13 protein-coding genes are annotated in these 18,633 nt (G+C 53.4%); 8 read left to right on the forward strand and 5 right to left on the reverse strand.

Annotated features, from left to right (window positions below):
- Positions 1-165: 165 nt before the first annotated feature.
- The 4 genes from RDY34_RS01200 to RDY34_RS01215 form a co-directional block, all read right to left on the reverse strand.
- On the reverse strand, positions 166-1,356 hold the full coding sequence (locus RDY34_RS01200) for an SGNH/GDSL hydrolase family protein (protein WP_308074689.1): 1,191 nt from the start codon (positions 1,354-1,356) through the stop codon (positions 166-168).
- Entirely contained in the window at positions 1,353-2,336 is a 984-nt protein-coding gene (gene patB, locus RDY34_RS01205; protein ID WP_107862834.1) for a peptidoglycan O-acetyltransferase PatB, read from the reverse strand. Before patB ends, RDY34_RS01200 begins: the two co-directional genes overlap by 4 nt.
- A 10-nt stretch (positions 2,337-2,346) precedes the next feature.
- Positions 2,347-3,783 carry an MBOAT family O-acyltransferase gene (locus RDY34_RS01210; RefSeq protein ID WP_308074690.1) on the reverse strand — a complete coding sequence of 479 codons (1,437 nt, stop codon included), beginning with the start codon at positions 3,781-3,783 and terminating at the stop codon, positions 2,347-2,349.
- A 129-nt stretch (positions 3,784-3,912) separates the two neighbouring features.
- Positions 3,913-5,070 carry a sugar transporter gene (locus tag RDY34_RS01215; protein WP_308074691.1) on the reverse strand — a complete coding sequence of 386 codons (1,158 nt, stop codon included), beginning with the start codon at positions 5,068-5,070 and terminating at the stop codon, positions 3,913-3,915.
- 145 nt (positions 5,071-5,215) lie between these two features.
- On the opposite strand from RDY34_RS01215, the gene RDY34_RS01220 reads away from it, so the two are divergent.
- Complete coding sequence (locus RDY34_RS01220; RefSeq protein WP_118787032.1) at positions 5,216-5,434, forward strand: heavy-metal-associated domain-containing protein; 219 nt, start codon at positions 5,216-5,218, stop codon at positions 5,432-5,434.
- A 72-nt stretch (positions 5,435-5,506) separates the two neighbouring features.
- On the opposite strand, the gene RDY34_RS01225 is transcribed toward RDY34_RS01220, so the two are convergent.
- Positions 5,507-10,735, reverse strand: coding sequence for a RecQ family ATP-dependent DNA helicase (locus tag RDY34_RS01225; protein WP_308074692.1), 5,229 nt, complete (start codon positions 10,733-10,735; stop codon positions 5,507-5,509).
- 302 nt (positions 10,736-11,037) lie between these two features.
- Here RDY34_RS01225 and RDY34_RS01230 point away from each other — a divergent pair, with 302 nt between their 5' ends.
- The 7 genes from RDY34_RS01230 to RDY34_RS01260 all read left to right on the forward strand — a co-directional run bounded on the left by RDY34_RS01230 (position 11,038) and on the right by RDY34_RS01260 (position 18,589).
- Positions 11,038-12,576 carry a methyltransferase regulatory domain-containing protein gene (locus RDY34_RS01230; protein ID WP_372340202.1) on the forward strand — a complete coding sequence of 513 codons (1,539 nt, stop codon included), beginning with the start codon at positions 11,038-11,040 and terminating at the stop codon, positions 12,574-12,576.
- 81 nt (positions 12,577-12,657) lie between these two features.
- A complete protein-coding gene (locus RDY34_RS01235) occupies positions 12,658-13,764 on the forward strand; it encodes a conjugal transfer protein (protein WP_308073112.1) in 1,107 nt (368 codons plus the stop codon).
- Positions 13,765-13,828: 64 nt separating this feature from the next.
- Positions 13,829-14,284, forward strand: coding sequence for a low molecular weight protein-tyrosine-phosphatase (locus tag RDY34_RS01240; protein ID WP_308073139.1), 456 nt, complete (start codon positions 13,829-13,831; stop codon positions 14,282-14,284).
- Positions 14,285-14,513: 229 nt separating this feature from the next.
- Positions 14,514-14,990, forward strand: coding sequence for a Fur family transcriptional regulator (locus RDY34_RS01245; RefSeq protein WP_003713075.1), 477 nt, complete (start codon positions 14,514-14,516; stop codon positions 14,988-14,990).
- Positions 14,978-15,904: a CobW family GTP-binding protein gene (locus tag RDY34_RS01250; protein ID WP_308075261.1), complete on the forward strand. Its 927-nt coding sequence runs from the start codon at positions 14,978-14,980 to the stop codon at positions 15,902-15,904. The genes RDY34_RS01245 and RDY34_RS01250 overlap by 13 nt, the downstream gene beginning before the upstream one ends.
- 64 nt (positions 15,905-15,968) lie before the next feature.
- Complete coding sequence (locus RDY34_RS01255; protein ID WP_308073114.1) at positions 15,969-16,526, forward strand: peptidylprolyl isomerase; 558 nt, start codon at positions 15,969-15,971, stop codon at positions 16,524-16,526.
- A gap of 107 nt (positions 16,527-16,633) precedes the next feature.
- Positions 16,634-18,589, forward strand: a complete 1,956-nt coding sequence (locus RDY34_RS01260) for a site-specific DNA-methyltransferase (RefSeq protein ID WP_372340203.1) — start codon at positions 16,634-16,636, stop codon at positions 18,587-18,589.
- Positions 18,590-18,633: the final 44 nt, after the last annotated feature.

Below are 18,633 nucleotides of genomic sequence, written 5' to 3' on the forward strand. Positions count from 1 at the left end.
TTGAAAACAATATGCCGTCTGAAAACGGAAGGCGGCAGTTTATCATCTTTGCCTTCAGACGGCATATCGAACGCCGCCTTTGCGCCGTATGCCGGTTGCGGACGAATCCGCCTTGCCCGGGCAAACCGTGCGCGGGGCGGCTATGCCGTCTGAAAGCCTTTTTGTTTACCGTTTCGGGGCGGAGCGGACGAGTTCTTCGAGGCTGTCGGCGAGCATTTCCGCCGCTCGCCGGTAGCCTTTGGCGGAGAAGTGTACGCCGTCTTTGGCGGCCCATCCTTGGTTGAGCCAGTTTTTCATACTGCAAACGCCGCCCATCGCGTTTTGCCAAGACCAGAACATCGTCTGCCCCTGACGGGCGACGCGCCGCTGCATCTGTTGGACTTCGGTCAGGCGGACGGGGCGCGTGCCGCATACGCCGAGCGTGTTTTTCAGGGATTCGGGCGCGCCGATGATGAGGATGCCGGCGGCAGGCAGGCTGTCGCGGATTTGGCGGACGGTATCCAGCCATTTTTGTTCGGTATCGGCAATGTCGATGTTGTTGCCGAAGGCTTCGTTGGTGCCGTAGGAAAGGATAACCAAATCGGCGCCGGTTTGGGCAAGGTCGTTCATACGGTCGGCACGCCATTTCGACCACTGGGTTAATTGTGCGCCGTTGATGCCCATCGCGGAAACGGTAATGCCGCCGGCGGGGTTTTCGATATTGATAAATCCGATGTCCCACGGCATTTCGGTGTGTATGGTCAGGGGCAGTGCCGCGCGGGTATCCAGTACCTGCCAGCCGCCGCCGTTGGCGGAGACGGTGTTGCCGTTGACGGTCAGGGTTTGTTCGGCGAGCAGGGGTTTGGCAAACAGGGAAACGCGCTGTTTGCCGGTCTTGCCGTCCGATGCGGTCAGGGTCATGCTGCCGCCGCTGCCGGTGTGGGCGAGGATGCCGCCGAGCGGGAAGTCTCCGCTATTGTTCCTGCTGGTGAGGCTTTGCCAGTTGCCGTTGTGCCGGACGGCCGCCATGCGCTGCCCTTTGACGTTGGCGGGGTAAACCCAGCCTATGCCGCCGTCGCCCCATGTTTTTTGCAGGCGTTTGCGCAGGGTGTCGGTAAAGAAGTCGCCGGCGGTGTGCGAGTCGCCGATTTGCAGGATGCGGAAGGTCTCGCCGCTGCCTTGTGCGACGGATTGGAGTTTTTTCATCCAAGGCGAGGCGGCGGCGTTGCCGTAGTCGGTCAGCAGCCCGTTTGTATCGGTGTAGGGGGCGGACGGGGAAACGGTAACGGTGTCGAGGCTGACGGAGGCGACGGGCAGGGCTTCTGCCTGCGTGGCGGCGAACAGGGCGGAAAATGCGATGAGGTGTTTGGGGTTCATGGCTGTGTACTTGATGGTTGCGGACTTGGTTCAAAAACGATTTTTTCCATTATTTTTGCCGCCAGCAGTTTTTGTCCTTCGGCGGTAAAGTGTATGCCGTCCTTGCTGCGGTAGCGGACGGGTTTGCCGTTGACGTTGACGGAATCGGTGTAGCGGTCTTCCCCGCCGCTCAGGGTGTGCGCGGTGGGAATCAGGATGATTTTGCCTTTCAAATGTTCCGAAAGCAGTTTGTCGAGGTAGCGCATCTGTCCGTCGAGCTTGGCTTTTTTCATGTAGGGGATGCCGAGCCAGACGACTTGGACGTGGTGCGCGCGGGCGGCTTCAAGGATGCGGTCGACGCGTTTCAGGTATTCTTGCGCCCATTCGTCGGAAGCGAATTTGAGGTATTGCTTGCCTACGGGGAAATCCCACGGGTCGTTCGGGCCGAGGAATACGGCCAATACGCTGATTTCGGGATGTTTTTGCAGGGTTTCTTCAATCGTTTTCGGCCAGTCGAAGAATGAGGGGTAGGACAGCCCCGTGCTTTGTTTGCTGAGGTTGACGGATTCGATGCCGTATTGTTGTTTCAGGCTTTTTTGCACGAAGGGTGCAACGCCCTGCATCAGTGAATCGCCGGCGAAAAAGACTTTGTCGCCGCTGCGGACGGCGGCGGCTTCGGTGTCTTGTTTCCATTCTGTTTCACCGGTTTGAGGGGCGGCTTCGGATGCGGCGGCTTCAGACGGCGTATCTGCCGAACCGCCGTCTTGGGCCGTCGCTGGTGTTTCGCCCGACAGGAAGGCTTTGATGCCGTCTGAAAGGGCGTAGGCGTTTTCTTGCAACGCCGCACCGCTCCGCCACCATCCGTAGGCGGCAAGCGGTTCGAGCGGGCTGTTGCGGTGGTAGGTCTGCTGCCAGTAGGCGTTAATCGGGTTTTGGGCAAACCACACGGCAATCAGGGCAGACATCAATATGGAGGCGAAAAGGGAAAGAAAGTTTTTCATGTCCAAACCCTTAAAAATTGGCATAAATAAAACCGGGTATCCCCGAGGGGGCGAGGACGATAATCAGCAGCAGGATGATGGAAATCGGGATAAACCATAGCCACATCGGGATTTTTTCCAAACCTTTGACCGCGCCGTCGAAAGCGCGTTGCAGGTAAGGGTAGAGCAGCATCACGGATGCAAACGAGGCAAGCAGCAGCATATCCGCCCGTTGCGGCGCATTCCAGCCGTTGGCATTGGCAAAGAGGGCACTGAAAACCGCGCCTGCATCGTCGGGGTTTGCGGTATTGAAGACGACGAAGGTTAGGCAGACAAAATGGAAGGTGATGAGCCATGAGAGCGGCGCGAGGTATTTCAGACGGCATAGCGCGTTGCGTCCGAAATAGCGGTCGCCCGTGTTGAGCAGCACCAGTGCCGTGCCGTGCAGCGCGCCCCAAATGAGGAAATTCCAGCCGTAGCCGTGCCAGATGCCGGAGAGTACCATTGCCGCCATCAGGTTGAGCTGTGTCCGCAAAAAGCCTTTTTTGCTGCCGCCCAACGGGATGTAGATGTAGTCGCGTATCCAGGTGGAAAGGCTGATGTGCCATTTGTCCCAAAATGCGCGGATGTTTAAAGCACGAAGCGGTGCGGAGAAGTTTTTGGGCAGCCTAAAGCCCAGCAGCATTGCCATGCCGATAACCAAATCGGAATATCCGGAAAAGTCTAAAAAGAGTTGGAAGGTATAGCCGTACACGCCCGCCAACACGCCCCAGCCGTCGAATTGGGCGGGGTTTTCAAATACGGGCGATACCCAGTTTTCCGCCAGCATCCCCGCCAGCCACCATTTTTTGGCAATACCTAGAAGAATCAGGGAAACGGCGAGTGCGGGGCGGACGGGCGAACGCGGTTGGCGGGTACGGATTTGCGCCAGTGCGCCTGCCTGCTCGCCGTCCGCGCTTTTGAATGTGGCGGCGCGGATAATCGGGCCGGAGGTAACGGTGGGGAAAAAACTCAGGTGCAGCAGCAGCTCGTGCCAGCTGAAACGCGCGGCGTGCGGTGCGCGGAAGCAGTAAACCAGATAAGCGATCGACTGGAAGGTGTAATACGAAAGCCCCAGCGGCATCAGGATGTCGATTGCGCCGCCTTGTCCGGCATATTGGGCAATCAGCGGACGGAAAAAGTCGAAATATTTGAAAAAGCCCAAGACGGTCAGCGAGGCGGCAATGCCGCACCCCAGCCAGAAACGGCGCGTATTTTCGCGATCGGAACGGAGCAGTTCGCCCAAAAGGTACACGCAGGAGGAATAGAGGACGACGATTGCCGCAAATACGGGGCCGATATGGTAGAGCCAGCCCATACCGGCAGCCAAAAGCAGCAGGTTTTGGATGGACGGGTATTTCGCCATACACCAGTAAAGCGGCAGGAAGGCGAGAAAGAACAGTGCGAATTCGACAGACAGCAGCGGCATAAACCATCCTTGGAATAAGAAAATAGGCGTTAAAACACGGCAAAGCCCGTTATTTTAAGCAGGGGCGGATATTTCTTCAATCAAAATGCCGTCTGAAGGGCGGGAGGGGCTTCAGACGGCATCGCGCGGTCAGGTTCGGATATGGCGGTTCAAATTCAGGCAGACCCACAAACCTGCCGCCGCCGCAAGCATACCGGCGATGCCGATACGGGAAATGCCGGCATATTGCGTTACCCAATGCCCCAGCAGCGCGCCGCCGCCGATACCGACGTTGTAAAGTCCCGAATAAATCGAGTTGGCAAGGTCTGCGGCATCGGAGGCGAAATCCAAAACTTTGGAAACCATCCCCAAGCTGACGACCACAATCGCCGTCCCCCATACGAACACCAGCGCGTAAATGGCGGCAGGCAAATGCGCCAAAGGCAGCAAAAGCCCTGAGGACAAAGCGATGACTGATACCGCTCCTGCCAAAAATGCGCGCGGATGTTGGGCAAACCATTTGCCGAACAGGTAAGACGCGGCAAAGCCCGCCAGACCGTACAGCCCCAGAACCACCGTAACCTGCCGCGCGGAGAAACCGCCGATTTGGATGACGAAGGGCTCGATGTAGCTGTATGCGGTAAAGTGCGCTGTGATGACCAGTACCGTCATCGCATACAGCAGCATCAGTTTTTTCCGTTTTAAAAGCAGGGGCAGGCTGCTTAAAGAACCGGCATTCACGCTCGGCAGGCGCGGCAGGCTTTTGGCAAGCACAGCCATCACCGCCGCCGCACACAAACCAATCAGCAGAAAACTCGCCTGCCAGCCCAAATATTGTCCGACCATACGTCCGAGCGGAATCCCCGCCACCATCGCCATCACCGTCCCCGTGCTGAGCAGCCCCAATGCCTGATTTCCTTTTCCGATAGGGGCGATGCGTACTGCCAGCGAAGCCGTAATGGACCAGAATACCGCATGGGTCAGCGCAATCCCCACGCGGCTTGCGAGCAGGATTTCAAAACGCCACGAGGCAAACGACAGGATGTGGCTGACGGTAAACAGCGCAAACAGAACCAGCAGCAGGCCGCGCCGTTCCATATGGCGCGTCAGCAGCATGAGCGGCAGCGAAGTCAGCGCGACAATCCACGCATAAACCGTAATCATCACACCCGTTTCGGTCGCCGCCATGCCGAAGCTTCGTCCGATGTCGCTCAAAAGCGCGATGGGGATGTATTCGGTCGTGTTGAAAATAAATGCGCCGATTGCCAAGGCAATGATGCTCAACCAGGGTTTTTGCGAAGCGTTCATTGTTGTTGTCCTGATGGAAATTGCCGCCATTATGCGCAAGCGTCCGTATTTTTTCAAACCGCCGCACCGTTTCCGTATTTGCCCAAGTTCACGCCCCGACTTACAATAACGCTCGTCAGATTGCAGTTCCAACGAAAGGAAAATCATGGAAACCCTTATCCTCGACATCGGCGGCATGAGCTGCGGCGGCTGCGTCAAAAGCGTTACCCGGATATTGGAAGGCGTAAAAGGCGTGGCTAGCGTCGAAGTCAGCCTTGAAAACAAAAGTGCGACCGTCGGATACGACCCCGCGCAAACCGATGCAGGGGCGTTGATTGAAGCCGTTGAAGACGGCGGCTATGATGCGGCGGTGAAGCAAGGTTGAAACCATATGGCAAGGCAATGTCGTCTGAAGCCTCGGATTCGGGGTTTCAGACGGCATTTTTCTTTGTGCCGCCTACGGTTTGGGCGGAATGACCAGCATGGGGATGATGATTGACCACATATCGGCTTCTTCAGGAAACTCGTGGATATACTCCTCATCGTTATTTTTTCTATAGCCGACAGTAATGGCAGCCACCACTGCTTTGGCATGATGGGGAATCTTCTCTCGGAAGTCTTTAGCTGTGAGAGCGACAGGAATATCTCCTGAGCAGAACAGATAACCTCCGTAATAGAAAGGTTTGATGGTCAAACTGTCTCCAACTTCCAGTTGTTCGGCAGCTTCAATGCGTTGGCGGACGTTTTCATAGCTTGGATTCTCGCTTTCTTTATCCCTCGCTATGAACCCGATATCAAGTTCGCCATAGTTGGAAAGCATCCTATATTCGACATTCAATTCAGGCAGTTCGGCAAAGGTGCGGTCTATGCGCTCTACGTCTTCAGGCAATGTGTTTATCCATGCGTGGTGTGGCGTGTGGTGGATCAGTGTCAGCGTCTTTTTGGCACGGGTCATTGCGACATAATAGAGGCGGCGGTTTTCGTCGCTGCGCTCTTCCCAGCCGTCGTCCAGGATAAAGACGTGGTCGAATTCCAAACCTTTGGACGAATGCGCCGTTCCCAAGAATATGCCGTCTGAACGGCTGATTTTTTCGTTGCCGACATATTCGTACAGCCAGTTTTTCAGAAATGCCGCAGGATGTTGTTGCGCGTCGGTGTTTTCAGACGGCCGGGCAATGGGGAATTCGTTGAGGAAGTCGGTTTTAAGCTGTGCGAACCAGTTTTCCCATTTCTTGCCGCTGCGCCCGATTTCCTTCTCTATCAACCGACAGAAATCCGCCGAAGAAAGCATACCGTCCCCCGCCGTTTCGATGCCGTGCACCAGACGGACAAATTCGCGTGTTTTGCATAGAGACAGGCTTTGTTCGTTTTTCAGGAAGTAGGGAATGCCGTTTTGTTCGCACCATGCCTGCATGGGGTTGAGTGAGGCGTTGTTGCGGGCAAGGACGGCGATGCTGTTCCAAGAGATGTCCGCCAAATTCCGCAAACGCTGTATTTCCGCAATGACGGCTTGGGATTGGATGTTGAAGCGTTTTCTCCGGTGGAACTCGGGGTGCAGGCGGATGACGAGGACGCGGCCTTGGCGTTCGGGGTCGGTTTGCGTCCAAATGCCGCCGTCGGGGTCTTCCCGCCTTTCGGGGTTGACGGCGATAGGGTGCCGGGTTTTCAGGCGGTCGGGCATTCCGCTTATCACGCGGTTGGCAGCGGTGATGATGTTTTGCGTGCTGCGGTAGTTGAAAGTCAGGAAATCGGGCGAATCCACGCCGTATTCTTCCTGAAAACGGCGGATGTATTCGTTGCTGCTGCCGTTGTAGGCAAAGATATTTTGGTCGTCGTCGCCGACTGCAAGAATGGTCAGCTTGTCTTCATCGTCGCGTTTCCTGCCTGCCAGTGCGGAAACCAGACTGTAATGCCGTTCGCTGATGTCTTGGTATTCGTCTACGAGGATATAGCGGAATCCCGACATGATGCGCTCGCGCGCTTCGTCCCCGTTGCCGCCGCCGATGCCGTCTGAAAGCATGGCGGCGGCTTCTTCGCACCATTTTTCAAACTGTTCTTTGGTTTTCCGTTCCTCCTGTTCTCTGCTTTTGCCGTCGAAGCCTTTGCTGTCGAAACGTACGCCTAAAAGCCGCATTGCCATACCGTCGTAAGTCAGGACGGTAACGGCCCGGGCAAGGTTGCCGACCAGTCCGTGCAGGCGGCGTTTGACTTCCAGCGCGGCAAGCCGGGTAAAGGTCAGGACGATGATGGAGGATGCCGGAACGTGTTGGACGCGCAGAAGATAGGCGACACGATGGACGATGATGCGCGTTTTGCCGGAACCGGGACCGGCAAGCACCAGGCGGTTCCTGCCGCTCTGATCGGTAACGACGGCTTTTTGCACGCTGTTCAGACCGTCTGTGACGGCATGGAGGGTATCCGGGGAGACGGGTTCTTCCAATTCTTTCAGCCTTCCTGAAAACCATTTGTCCTTAAATGATTTTTCATCCGTTTTAAAATAGTCGGCGACCAGGTTTAAGGCTTCGGTGATGTTTTTGAGCGCGCGTTCCGCATATTCGCGCATGACGTGGATTTGGAAACGTTTTTCCCCGTAAAACGTTTCCAAGGGACGGTAGTCCGATTTGAGGTATTGCCGTTTGGATTCCAGCGCGTTCCGGTTGGGGACGATGGTCATCGCGTGGCGCAGGATGGTAATGCCGTGGTTCAGTTTGATGACGCCCAGTTTGTGCATGAACAGCAGTGCCTGCTTGAGCAGGGTTTCGCGGCGGTTTGCCGGAATCTGTACCGATAATTGCATATCGTCGGCAAGCTGCTGCACCATTTCGCCGATTCCGGTTTCTACGACAACATCTTTCCGCCGGACACCCTCTGTCTTGCCGGCGAGAAAGGACAGGATGCAGGCGCAGATGTTGCGGCGCAAAAGGGCGGTTTCCTGAATATTTTCCCAGCTGTCATTGTTTTTGAAACGGATTTTCAGGCAGCCGTTGCCTAAGTCGCGGATTTCAAAGCTGCCGTTTTTATTGGATTCGAGTGCGGATTTGTCGTCCGCAAAAGACAGGATGAGTTGCTTGATTTCGGCGGGCGTGCTTTCCAGTCCCGAATCGTGCATTTCGTAGCAGACGGCATTGACGGCGAGATTTTGCCATATTCCTTGGTCGGCATCGGGAATTTCCGTTTTCAATATCTGCCAGAGTTTTTCTTCCCATCGGCTTATTTTTTCCAAAAGCCCCGATGACGGTTTGATGTTGTCGGTACGCAGGATGACGGTCATACGCGTATCGTTTGTCAATATGCCCATTTCTTCGAGGCTGTGCAGGTGTCCGCGCAATTCTTCCAAGCTGCATGCGGTCGCCTGTATCAGGTCGTCGGTACTGAGCGGCTTGTCATCCGGTGCGTTGAATACGATTTCGGCAATGGTCAGGTAGATTTCTTTGAGCCGTCGGGCGAACCGGCCTTTTTGAATCAGCTCCGAAGCCTGTTCCAGAGTCAGTTTGCCCGAGCGTGAGGGGAAGATTCTGGTGCGGTTTTCTTTGCGGTCGAGCAGTTCGGCACGTTCCAGCCAGGAAATGGCGGTTTTGATTTTGGTGTCCGACTGGCGGTCGTCCCTGTCGAAGCTCATATACTCTTCGCTGTCTTTCAGAATCTCGCCGCCGGTGGCGATGACTTCGCCGCAACCGTCCTTGCCGTGTGCCGCCGCGTTGAGCATGCCGATTTTGCGCCATACCGTTTTGAGGTCGCGCAATTCTATTTGCGACATTTTGCTGATGCCGAATTGGGTATCCACATCGCTTTTTTCATAAAGAAGGATGCATTTTGCCTCTTCGCGATCCCGTCCGGCGCGCCCGGCTTCTTGAAGGTAGTTTTCCAGCGAACCGGTGATTTCGGCATGAATGACCAGCCGTACATCAGGTTTATCCACGCCCATGCCGAAGGCGTTGGTGGCGACGATGACGCGCAACCCGCCCTCGATAAAGCGGTTCTGTATGTCTGCTTTGGCATTGGTTTCCAGGCCTGCGTGGAAGTATTCGCACGCCCAGCCTTGTTTTTGGAGGTATTCGTTATAGCCTTCCGCACTTTTGCGCCTGCCGACGAAAACGACTGCGCCGCCCCTTTGATGGTCGAGTTCCCGGTGGAGCAGCTCGTCGATTTTTTGTTTTTTGATGCCGTCTGAAGCTTCGAAAACTTCGTACGACAGGTTGTCGCGCGCGTTGTCGCCGATAAATTGCCTGAATTCTATGCCGGCCTGCTCGCGGAAATTATCGGTAATGTCGGCAAGTACGTCGGGTTTGGCGGTGGCGGTAAAGCAGCTTACCGGTGCGGTGCCGCCGTTTTTCCTGCCGTGTTCGGCGATGAATTTGACCGCATACAGGTAATCGGGTCGGAAATCGTGCCCCCATTTGGACAGGCAGTGCGCCTCATCGAATACCCAGCCGTTGATTTGACGTTGGGAAATGGCGGAAATGAAACTGTCGTTGCGGAATTGTTCGGGGGCAACCAGCAGGATGCCGATGTCGCCCAATGCGGTTTTGTCCAATATTTCGGCGCGTTCGACCACTTCGACCAGACCGTTGAGCATGGCGGCGCAGGTAATGTTTTTTCTGAGCATTCCGTCCAGCTGGTCTTTCATCAGCGACTGCAGGGGCGAAATGACGACGGTCAGCCCGCCGTTACGGTAATAGCGGTTGAGTGCGGGAACTTGATAACACAGGGATTTTCCGCCTCCTGTGGGCAGGACCGCCAGCGTGTGCAGACCTTTCATTCCCGACTGCACAATGGCGCGCTGCCCGCCTTCGAAACCTTTGAAATCGCGGAATGCGGACAGTTTGAAATAACGCTGCAACTGGGCTTCGGGATTGAGCATATCGGCGCAGTAGTTGCAGTTGCTGTCGCCGCAGTCGTAATCGCGCAGTTCGGCAATCAGCCGCGCCGTTTCGGGAAAACGGTTCCGCACCCACGGGGCAAGCACGGAGTTGCCGCCGGAGACGTTCAGCCATGACAGGGCATAGGCAAGCGAAGGATAGATGTCGCGATTGTGGATGTCGGTTTTCATCAACTCTAAAAAACGCGTGCGGCAGACTTTCAAACGCCCTTTCCCTTCGTTGTCCTGCATCATCATCCAAATAATGCGTATCAATCGGTTGGTGTCCGGGTGTTCGGTACGTTCGGCGAAGGAGATGCCGTCTGAAGAACGATACGGCAGACGCATATCGGACAATGCCGCCCACAGGGTAAATTCATCGGGCCTTTCGGTTTTGATTTTGCCGAATGCGGCACACTGGTCTTGAAAAAGCTGCCAACAGGCGCGGCAGTCCGCTAACGGAGAGTTGAGTTCGGAAGAGATGATTTTGTAGTTTTTAATCAGGCGGTGGTACGGGTTTTGCGGAAAGGCGAGCGGCGACAGCTTCAGCGTATCGATAACGGGCAATGAAAGCCATGCCCGGCCGGGCGCGGCTTTTTTCAAATACGGCAGGTCGTGTTCGAGGAAGTTGTGCCCCATCAGCCATTCCGCACCTTCCGCAAGGGGTAGCATTTCCGCCAATGCCTTCCTGAATCCTTCTTCATCGCGGAAGCTTCGTTCAAACCCGAGGTCAAGGTCGGGCCGGTATGCACCGATTTTGAAGACGGTATCGGTTTTGGGGTTAATTTCCAAGTCGATGATTAAAACGGCAGGTACGGCAAAATCCATGGCGGTCGGGATACTGGCATAAAACGGTCAATATACCATAGTGTTGAGCCTTTATCCCTGATTTTGGCAAGACGGCGGAGGGATGCGTCCGGACGTATACGCATACCTTCAGACGGCATACTTGTTCGGAAGCCCGATAATTTCCGTGCGGTTGAAGTAGGCAGGCGAATTGGTTAAACTTGCGGGCATATTGTCTTTAGAGTGAACAAAATATGTCGAGCAAGAAGAAAAAAGCCGCTTCCGCGCGCCCTATTATGGCGAAGAAAGCGCGGCAGGCGGTTGTCGGCAGTCCCGCCTCCCATATGGCGGAACCTTCGGAAATATCCGACATCAAAAATTCATATGATGATTTGATGTACGAATCCGGCGCGTTCCCTCAAACTGCCATCAATAATTTGGAGGCACGCGCCCGTCTGATGGGTTTGCAGCCCGCGCCCGCCGCCAATGCCAAGGTCTTGGAGCTGGGCTGTTCGATGGGCGGCAACATCATCACGCAGGCGCTTTATTACCCGGATGCGGAATTTGTCGGCATCGACTTGTCCGGCAGGCAGGTTGCGCAGGGCAACGCCATCATTGAAAAAATGGGCTTGAAAAATGTGCGCCTGGAAGAAAAAGATATTTTGACCATCGATGAGTCATTCGGGAAATTCGACTATATCATCGTCCACGGCATTTGGTCGTGGGTGCCTGACGCAGTTAAAGACAAAATTTTTTCGATTTGCCGGAACAACCTGACCGAACACGGCATTGCCTATATTTCATACAATGTTTACCCGGGCTGGAAACGGCAGGAGCAGTTGCGCGAAATTATGTACTTTGCCGGCAGGGATGTGCTTGAAGAACCCTTGGAAGCGCGAACGCGGAAAGGCTTGGACGCGATCAAGGCGCTGGCGGAAATTTTGGAAAACGACAAGGGCTTGGGCGGCGGCGGCAAACTTCCGGCGATTCAAAAAATATTGAATCACAATACTTATTATGTCGCACACGAATATATGGAAATATTTAACGACCCGATTTACGTTAACGGTTTCATTGAATGGGCAAACCGCCACCGGCTGGCGTATATCGGGGATACCGATTTGCACGTGTCTTTTGTTTCTTGGATGGCGGAGCATACGCGGGAGCGGATTCTGGCATTGGCAGGGGATGATTATATTGCCAAAGAATTTTATAGTGATATTTTATCCGACCGCCAATTCCGCCGTTCGCTTTTATGCCGTGAGGAAGTCGGGGATACTATCAGGCGTGATGAGTCGGTTACTGTCGAAGTGATAGAAAGTTTGAATTTCCGCCCGGCAAGAGGGGAAACGATCAACTTTGATGAAAACGATACCCTGCTTTCGGGCATACGCGATGTGATGAAAACCGGAGAGCCGTTTAAAACGGAAGATGTTGCAGCAAATCTTGCCCGCCGATTCCCTGGTTTGACATTTGACCGTATGAAAATCAATTCCCAGCTTTTATTGCAAACCATTCTCGGGCGTTTTTCTGTTTCATCAGACAATACGGGCAAACAATTTTTTGAAGACCATAAAACCTATGTGCCGGCGCGCTTTACAGATTATGTCGCCGCCTTTGTGGAACACGGTGCGGGGGCGTTTGTCCGGCCTGCCAACCGTTACAACGAAAGCACACCCTCATTCGGATACGGGCATTTGTACATTATGCGCCAATTGTCGCGGCCGACGAGCAAACAGGCGGTGATAGATGCGGTTGCCGAAAACTTGAACATCGTCAGCACCACGCCCGACGGTTTGACATTCCATCCGCCTGCCGAAGTGTATGTGGAAGAAATATTGGCAGACTTGGCAGACAGGCATTTTCTCGTTTCGGCGGATTGACGGGCAAGTCCCGGCGGCAGTCCGTCCGATATATTTTCAGACAGGAAAGACACACACTGCGAAAAGCGGTACACGACATATATGAACCAGACATTTACCTTGCCTGATACGCGCCCGTATCCCCAAAATCCGATTAAAAACCACCTGCTGCTCAATGCCTACCAGTTGGCGCACAATTCTTCCCAGGCTTCGCGCAAACTCTCGTCCGGCCAACTTCAAACCGAAATCAGGGGGATGCTTGAGCAAAACCACTATATCAACCTTTCCCTCGCGCTGACGATGTCGCCCGATGCCGGAACTTATGCCGCGCTGCTTTCCAGTGTGAACGCGGTACTCGATTGCGAGAAAGAAGGCGAAGTGCAGTGGTTCGCCCTGCCGGTCGTGCTGGTGTCAGGCTGCAAAAAAGAACGGGCAATCGAGATGAAGCTGCCGACGGAGGCATTGTTTGCCTGCCTGCAAAACTATCCGCACCTGCGCGCGTTGACGCAAGAGACGCAATGGCTGCCTTATCTTGTGCATTCGTCCGATTTGAGTGCGGTCGCGCCGGATGAGTGGTGGCGTGCCAAACAAAATACCGAAGCGGCGGCGCAACACTTACGCCGTTTCGCCCCGCGCCCTTTGCTGTTGCCCGAAGGACAGTCCGTCCACGTCGTTTACGCGCTGGGTTTCGGCAGCGGCAAGGTTCAGACGGCATTGGGTCAGAACCTTCTTCAGGCAGGCCTGCCCTTAATGCAGGTATGGCAGGAAAAGCTCGCATCGGAAGGCGTTACACTGTTTGTCAACCCGCTTTCCCCGGATTCTCCGGTACGCGCGCTTTCCGACGGCAGCCATACGCGCCAGCGCATGGCGATGGATGTTTTTGCCGCAAACGCGATACGAGCCATCCGTATGCAGAGCCCGCGGGTCGGCGTGGTCGCTGCGGCAAAGGCGGGCGGACAGATTCTATTCGGATTTAATGCGACCGACAGCGCGTTCGAAGTCGTACCACAAGTATTTTCATGGCAGCTTTCCTTTACCGACAACATCGCCGTCATCCAGCAGAATTTCCTCGACCTGATGGCGGAGTGCCGCGTGGAACACGTTTACCTGTTGCACAATCCCTTGGGCGAACAGGAAAACATCCCGAGCTATGCGGAAGCGTTGAAACGGGAAGGGCACAATCCGTTTTTCAGTACACAATACGATTGACCTGCCGATGCCGTCTGAAAGGGTTTCCGCTTCAGACGGCATCGCATTGGAACAGGGCGCGGATATGAAAAAACCGAAAATCCTTTTTGTCTGCCTCGGCAACATCTGCCGTTCGCCGATGGCGGAATACATTTTGCGCCGCCGCGCCGCCGAAGCGGGGATTCCCCTTGAAGCGGACAGCGCGGGGACATCGGGCTGGCACGACGGCGAGGATATGCACCGCGAGACGGCGAAAATATTGAAAAAACACGGTATCGATGCTTCAGGCTTTACCAGCCGCAAAATCCGCCAAAGCGATGCGGCGGCGTTTGACTACATCATCGCGATGGACGGCAAGAATTTGTCCGAATTGGAAAAAACCTTCGGCAGGCAGCCGGAAAAAATATTCAAGCTGACCGACCTGATACCCGAAAGCGGTTACGACCATGTCCCCGATCCGTGGTACACGGGCGATTTTGAAGAAACCTTCAGGCTTGCGGATGCGGGCTGTCGGGCATTGTTGGAAAAGATTTCCAAATAAAGTAATTGAATACAAACACAAATATATAGTGGATTAACAAAAACCAATACGGCGTTGCCTCGCCTTAGCTCAAAGAGAACGGTTCTCTAAGGTGCTGAAGCACCAAGTGAATCGGTTCCGTACTATTTGTACTGTCTGCGGCTTCGTCGCCTTGTCCTGATTTTTGTTAATCCACTATAAAACCGCCTCCTGCCGTATCGGTTGTTCAGACGGCATAAACAGGGAATTTATGAAAACAAATTTCAAACAGAAAATTATCGAACAGGCACGCAGAGAGGGCTTGCAGGTAACCGCTTTGCGCGAGCAGGTATTAGATATTGTCTTGCAGCAAAGCGGCGTGATTAAAGCCTACAACGTCTTGTCGCAGATGCAGCAGCAAAGCGAGGGCGCGGTTGCGCCGCCTACCGCCTACCGCGCCCTTGATTTTTGGGCGGAGCAGGGCGTTTTGCACAAAGTGGCGGCGGTCAACGGCTATATTTTGTGCAGCCACGCGCAGCACGAGTGCAACGACCATTGCCACGACCACGAAGAAGCCGAAGCGCACCACAGCGCGTTTATTTTGGTCTGCACCGAATGCGGCACGGCGGACGAGCAAACCCTCAGCCACGAATGGGCGGCACTGCGCGCAGGCGTTGCCGAGAGCGGCTTCGCGCTGAAAGAAGAACACGTCGTTTTAACCGGGATTTGTAAAAAATGTCAGAAGTGAAAAAAACCAAAGTCCACCTGATTTCAGGTTTTCTAGGAACAGGCAAAACCACCGCGCTCAAAAGCCTGATGGCGCAAAAAAACCCCAACGAAAAATGGGTCATCATTGTCAACGAGTTCGGCGAAATCGGTATTGACGGCGCGGTATTGAGCGACAACGGCATCCCCGTGGCAGAAATCGCCGGCGGCTGTTTGTGTTGCACCGCCGGCCCGCAAATGGGCGTAACCGTACAGAAAATGCTGCGCGATGCCAAACCCGACCGCCTGATGATTGAGGCAAGCGGACTGGCGCACGCAGCCAGCGTCATCGACGAATTGAAAACCAAACCGCTGGACAGCCTTTTGGAAATCGGCGCCGTCTTTACCGTCGTTGATCCGCGCCAGTTCATCAACCCCGATTACGCGCAGCAGGCGTTGTATAAAGACCAAATCGGCATCTGCGACGTATTGGTCGCCAGTAAAACCGATTTATGCACCCCCGAACAGCTTGCCGAATTTCATGACAAAGCGGCAAAACTGTTCCCGCCCAAAGCCAAAGTGGTCGAAGTCCAAAACGCACAGCTCGACATCCAATGGCTCGACATCCCCGTTATCGAAAAATCACGCTACCGCCTCAAAGCCCTGCCGGACAACACCATGGGCTTCCAGTCGCAAGGTTTCACATTCCCCGCCGGACGCGATTTCGACGGGGAAAAACTGACCAACTTCTTCAACGACCTGCCCAAATTCACAGACGGCCTCGTCCGCGCCAAAGGCGTGTTCCAAGTGCTCGGCACATGGGTGTGGCTCAACTGGGTGGACGGGCAATGGGGCGCCAACCAAGTCTCATGGCGGCGTGACTCGCGCTTCGAGCTGATTGCCAAATCGTTTGACGCGGATTTAATCGAACAAAAACTTAAAGACGCATTGGAATAGTGTTCACGCGCTTTCAGACGGCATATTAAATGAAAATGCCGTCTGAAGGTCTGAGGAGGACGGGATGAAACCCAAATTCAAAACCGTTTTAACCGCACTGCTTTTGGCGGCTTCCCTACCGGCTATGGCGGCAACCCGCGTCCTGATGGAAACCGACATGGGCAATATCCGTTTGGTTTTGGACGAGTCCAAAGCCCCCAAAACCGTTGCCAATTTCGTGCGCTATGCCCGAAAAGGCTTTTACGACAACACGATTTTCCACCGCGTTATCGACGGTTTTGTTATCCAAGGCGGCGGATTTACCGAGGACTTGGTACAAAAGGCAAGCGATAAGGCCGTTGCCAACGAATCCGGCAACGGTTTGAAAAACACTGTCGGCATCATCGCCATGGCGCGGATGGCCGATCCGGATTCCGCCACCAGCCAATTCTTTATCAATCTGGCGGACAATGATTCACTCAACTACAAAAACGGACAATACGGCTACACCGTTTTCGGCAGGGTCGAAAGCGGCATGGACACTGTTTCCAAAATCGCCCGCGTCAAAACCGCCACGCGCGGCTTTTATCAAAACGTACCTGTGCAGCCCGTCAAAATCCGCCGCGTTGTTGTCGGGCAGTAACACGCAGACAGACGTTCAGACGGTGTCGCACGTTTCCCCAAAAACGCCGTCTGAAGTGAAAAAATATTTTAAAACAGACAGTTGATGTTGACAAATTCAAACCGAGGATTTTAAAATGCTGCCAATCCAATCCAATCCAATCCAATCCAATCCAATCCAATCCAAGCCCTGATCTAAGCGACACAGCCGAGGCGAACACCGAAGCAATCTACACTTCAGACGGCATTACCGCCAACTCTACCCAACTCGAACAGCTCAAAAAACTGTTTCCCGCCTGTTTTGACGCAGACGGAAATTTCCTTATCGACAGATTACAAGCCGAAATCGCGCCGCAGACCGACATCGGACGCGAATTTTACGAAATGAACTGGCTGGGCAAATCATATGCCCGCCTGCTTCGCAACCTGCCGCCCGAAACCCTGATAAGTGAAGACAAGACGCACAACGCCAAGCCCGAAAATGCAGGCAGCCAAAACCTGCTGATTCGCGGCGACAATCTGGAAGTGTTGAAACACTTAAAAAACGCCTACGCAAACAGCGTGAAGATGATTTACATCGACCCGCCCTACAACACCGGATCAGACGGCTTTGTCTATCAGGACGACCGCAAATTCACACCCGCCGAACTTGCCCGCCTGGCCAATATTGATGAAGACGAAGCCGCGCGGATTTTAGACTTCACCGACAAAGGCTCAAACTCGCACAGCGCGTGGCTGACCTTTATGTATCCGCGCCTGTATGTCGCCCGCGAACTATTGCGCGAAGATGGCGTGATTTTTATCTCGATTGACGATAACGAAGCGGCGCAGTTGAAGTTGTTGTGTGATGAAGTGTTTGGGGAAGGGAATTTTTATGGTACTGCAACTTGGACGGCAACAACAAAAGCGATGAATGCAGGAACAGCAAAATACAAGTTACAAAAATCAGATGAATATATTTTGATTTATGGAATGGTTTCGATGCAGGAACATCCGCCATTTAATTTGGAAATCAAGGAAGAAAAATCTTATCCTTTTAAATCTAGCAATGGAGATGAATATCGTGAAGAAGAAATCCAGCAAAGAAAAAATACAGGAATTAAAAAATCAGAAAAGATGGTGTTTCCAATATTAGGTCGTTACCCAAGAGAAGGAAATAGATGGACTATTGGTATAAATACAGCAGAAGAACTGGAAAAGTCAGGAGATGTTTTTTTAAAAAATGATACGGTATTCCGAAAGATTTATAAGAAAGATGAAAATAATGAAAGCTATTATCCACTATGGATTGATATGTCTGATACAGTGGGAACAAGTGAAAATGGTAAATCTATTGTCTTAAACTTATTACAAAAAGAACATGGGTTTGAAACAATAAAACCGTTAGATTTAATAGAAAAACTAATTTTTCACTGTACAGGCAAAAATGACCTAGTCTTAGACTTTTTTGCTGGTAGCGGAACAACTGCTCACGCTTTAATGAATTTAAACCTGATAGATGATGGGAATAGAAAATTTATAACTGTCCAGCTTCCTGAGCTAACAAAACCTGATTCTGATGCGTTTTTAGCAGGCTACAATAATATTTTTGAAATTACAAAAGACAGAATAGAGCTAGCCGCCGCCAAAATCCGCGCCGAGCATCCCGATTACACGGGCGATTTGGGCTTCAAAATCTTTCAAACGGCAGACAATTTCAGGCAGCATCCGGATAACGATTTTTCGCCCGAACAACCGGATTTGCCGCTTAACGATGAATTAAGCGAAGAACAGCTGCAAACGCTTCTGACCACCTGGACGCTGTATGACGGGGCGGCACTAACTACGCCGGTTGAGCCTGTGGGGTTAGGGGATTACACGGCATATCTGTGCGAAAAGCGGCTATATTTGATGAATGCGGGTTTTACTTCCGCCGATTTGCTGGCGTTTATCAAGAAGCTGGACGACGATGCAGCTTTCAATCCCAACCGCGTGATTGTATTCGGCAGCAATATGGCAAGCGCCATGCAGCACGAACTTGACCAGGCGGTTCGCGGTTATACCAATAAAAAAGAGATTGAGTTGAATGTGATTATCAGGGTGTAGTCGGGAATCTGAAAGTGCAGGCTGCTTTTCGGCTTGGATTCCCC

Origin of the sequence: Neisseria polysaccharea (assembly GCF_963392925.1) — a bacterium.
GTDB lineage: Bacteria > Pseudomonadota > Gammaproteobacteria > Burkholderiales > Neisseriaceae > Neisseria > Neisseria polysaccharea.

Bases quoted from the DNA above. Each gene is read 5' to 3' on its own strand.
- RDY34_RS01200 (WP_308074689.1), bottom strand. From the start codon at position 1,356: ATGAACCCCAAACACCTCATCGCATTTTCCGCCCTGTTCGCCGCCACG.
- patB (WP_107862834.1), bottom strand. From the start codon at position 2,336: ATGAAAAACTTTCTTTCCCTTTTCGCCTCCATATTGATGTCTGCCCTG.
- RDY34_RS01210 (WP_308074690.1), bottom strand. From the start codon at position 3,783: ATGCCGCTGCTGTCTGTCGAATTCGCACTGTTCTTTCTCGCCTTCCTG.
- RDY34_RS01215 (WP_308074691.1), bottom strand. From the start codon at position 5,070: ATGAACGCTTCGCAAAAACCCTGGTTGAGCATCATTGCCTTGGCAATC.
- RDY34_RS01220 (WP_118787032.1), top strand. From the start codon at position 5,216: ATGGAAACCCTTATCCTCGACATCGGCGGCATGAGCTGCGGCGGCTGC.
- RDY34_RS01225 (WP_308074692.1), bottom strand. From the start codon at position 10,735: ATGGATTTTGCCGTACCTGCCGTTTTAATCATCGACTTGGAAATTAAC.
- RDY34_RS01230 (WP_372340202.1), top strand. From the start codon at position 11,038: ATGGCGGAACCTTCGGAAATATCCGACATCAAAAATTCATATGATGAT.
- RDY34_RS01235 (WP_308073112.1), top strand. From the start codon at position 12,658: ATGAACCAGACATTTACCTTGCCTGATACGCGCCCGTATCCCCAAAAT.
- RDY34_RS01240 (WP_308073139.1), top strand. From the start codon at position 13,829: ATGAAAAAACCGAAAATCCTTTTTGTCTGCCTCGGCAACATCTGCCGT.
- RDY34_RS01245 (WP_003713075.1), top strand. From the start codon at position 14,514: ATGAAAACAAATTTCAAACAGAAAATTATCGAACAGGCACGCAGAGAG.
- RDY34_RS01250 (WP_308075261.1), top strand. From the start codon at position 14,978: ATGTCAGAAGTGAAAAAAACCAAAGTCCACCTGATTTCAGGTTTTCTA.
- RDY34_RS01255 (WP_308073114.1), top strand. From the start codon at position 15,969: ATGAAACCCAAATTCAAAACCGTTTTAACCGCACTGCTTTTGGCGGCT.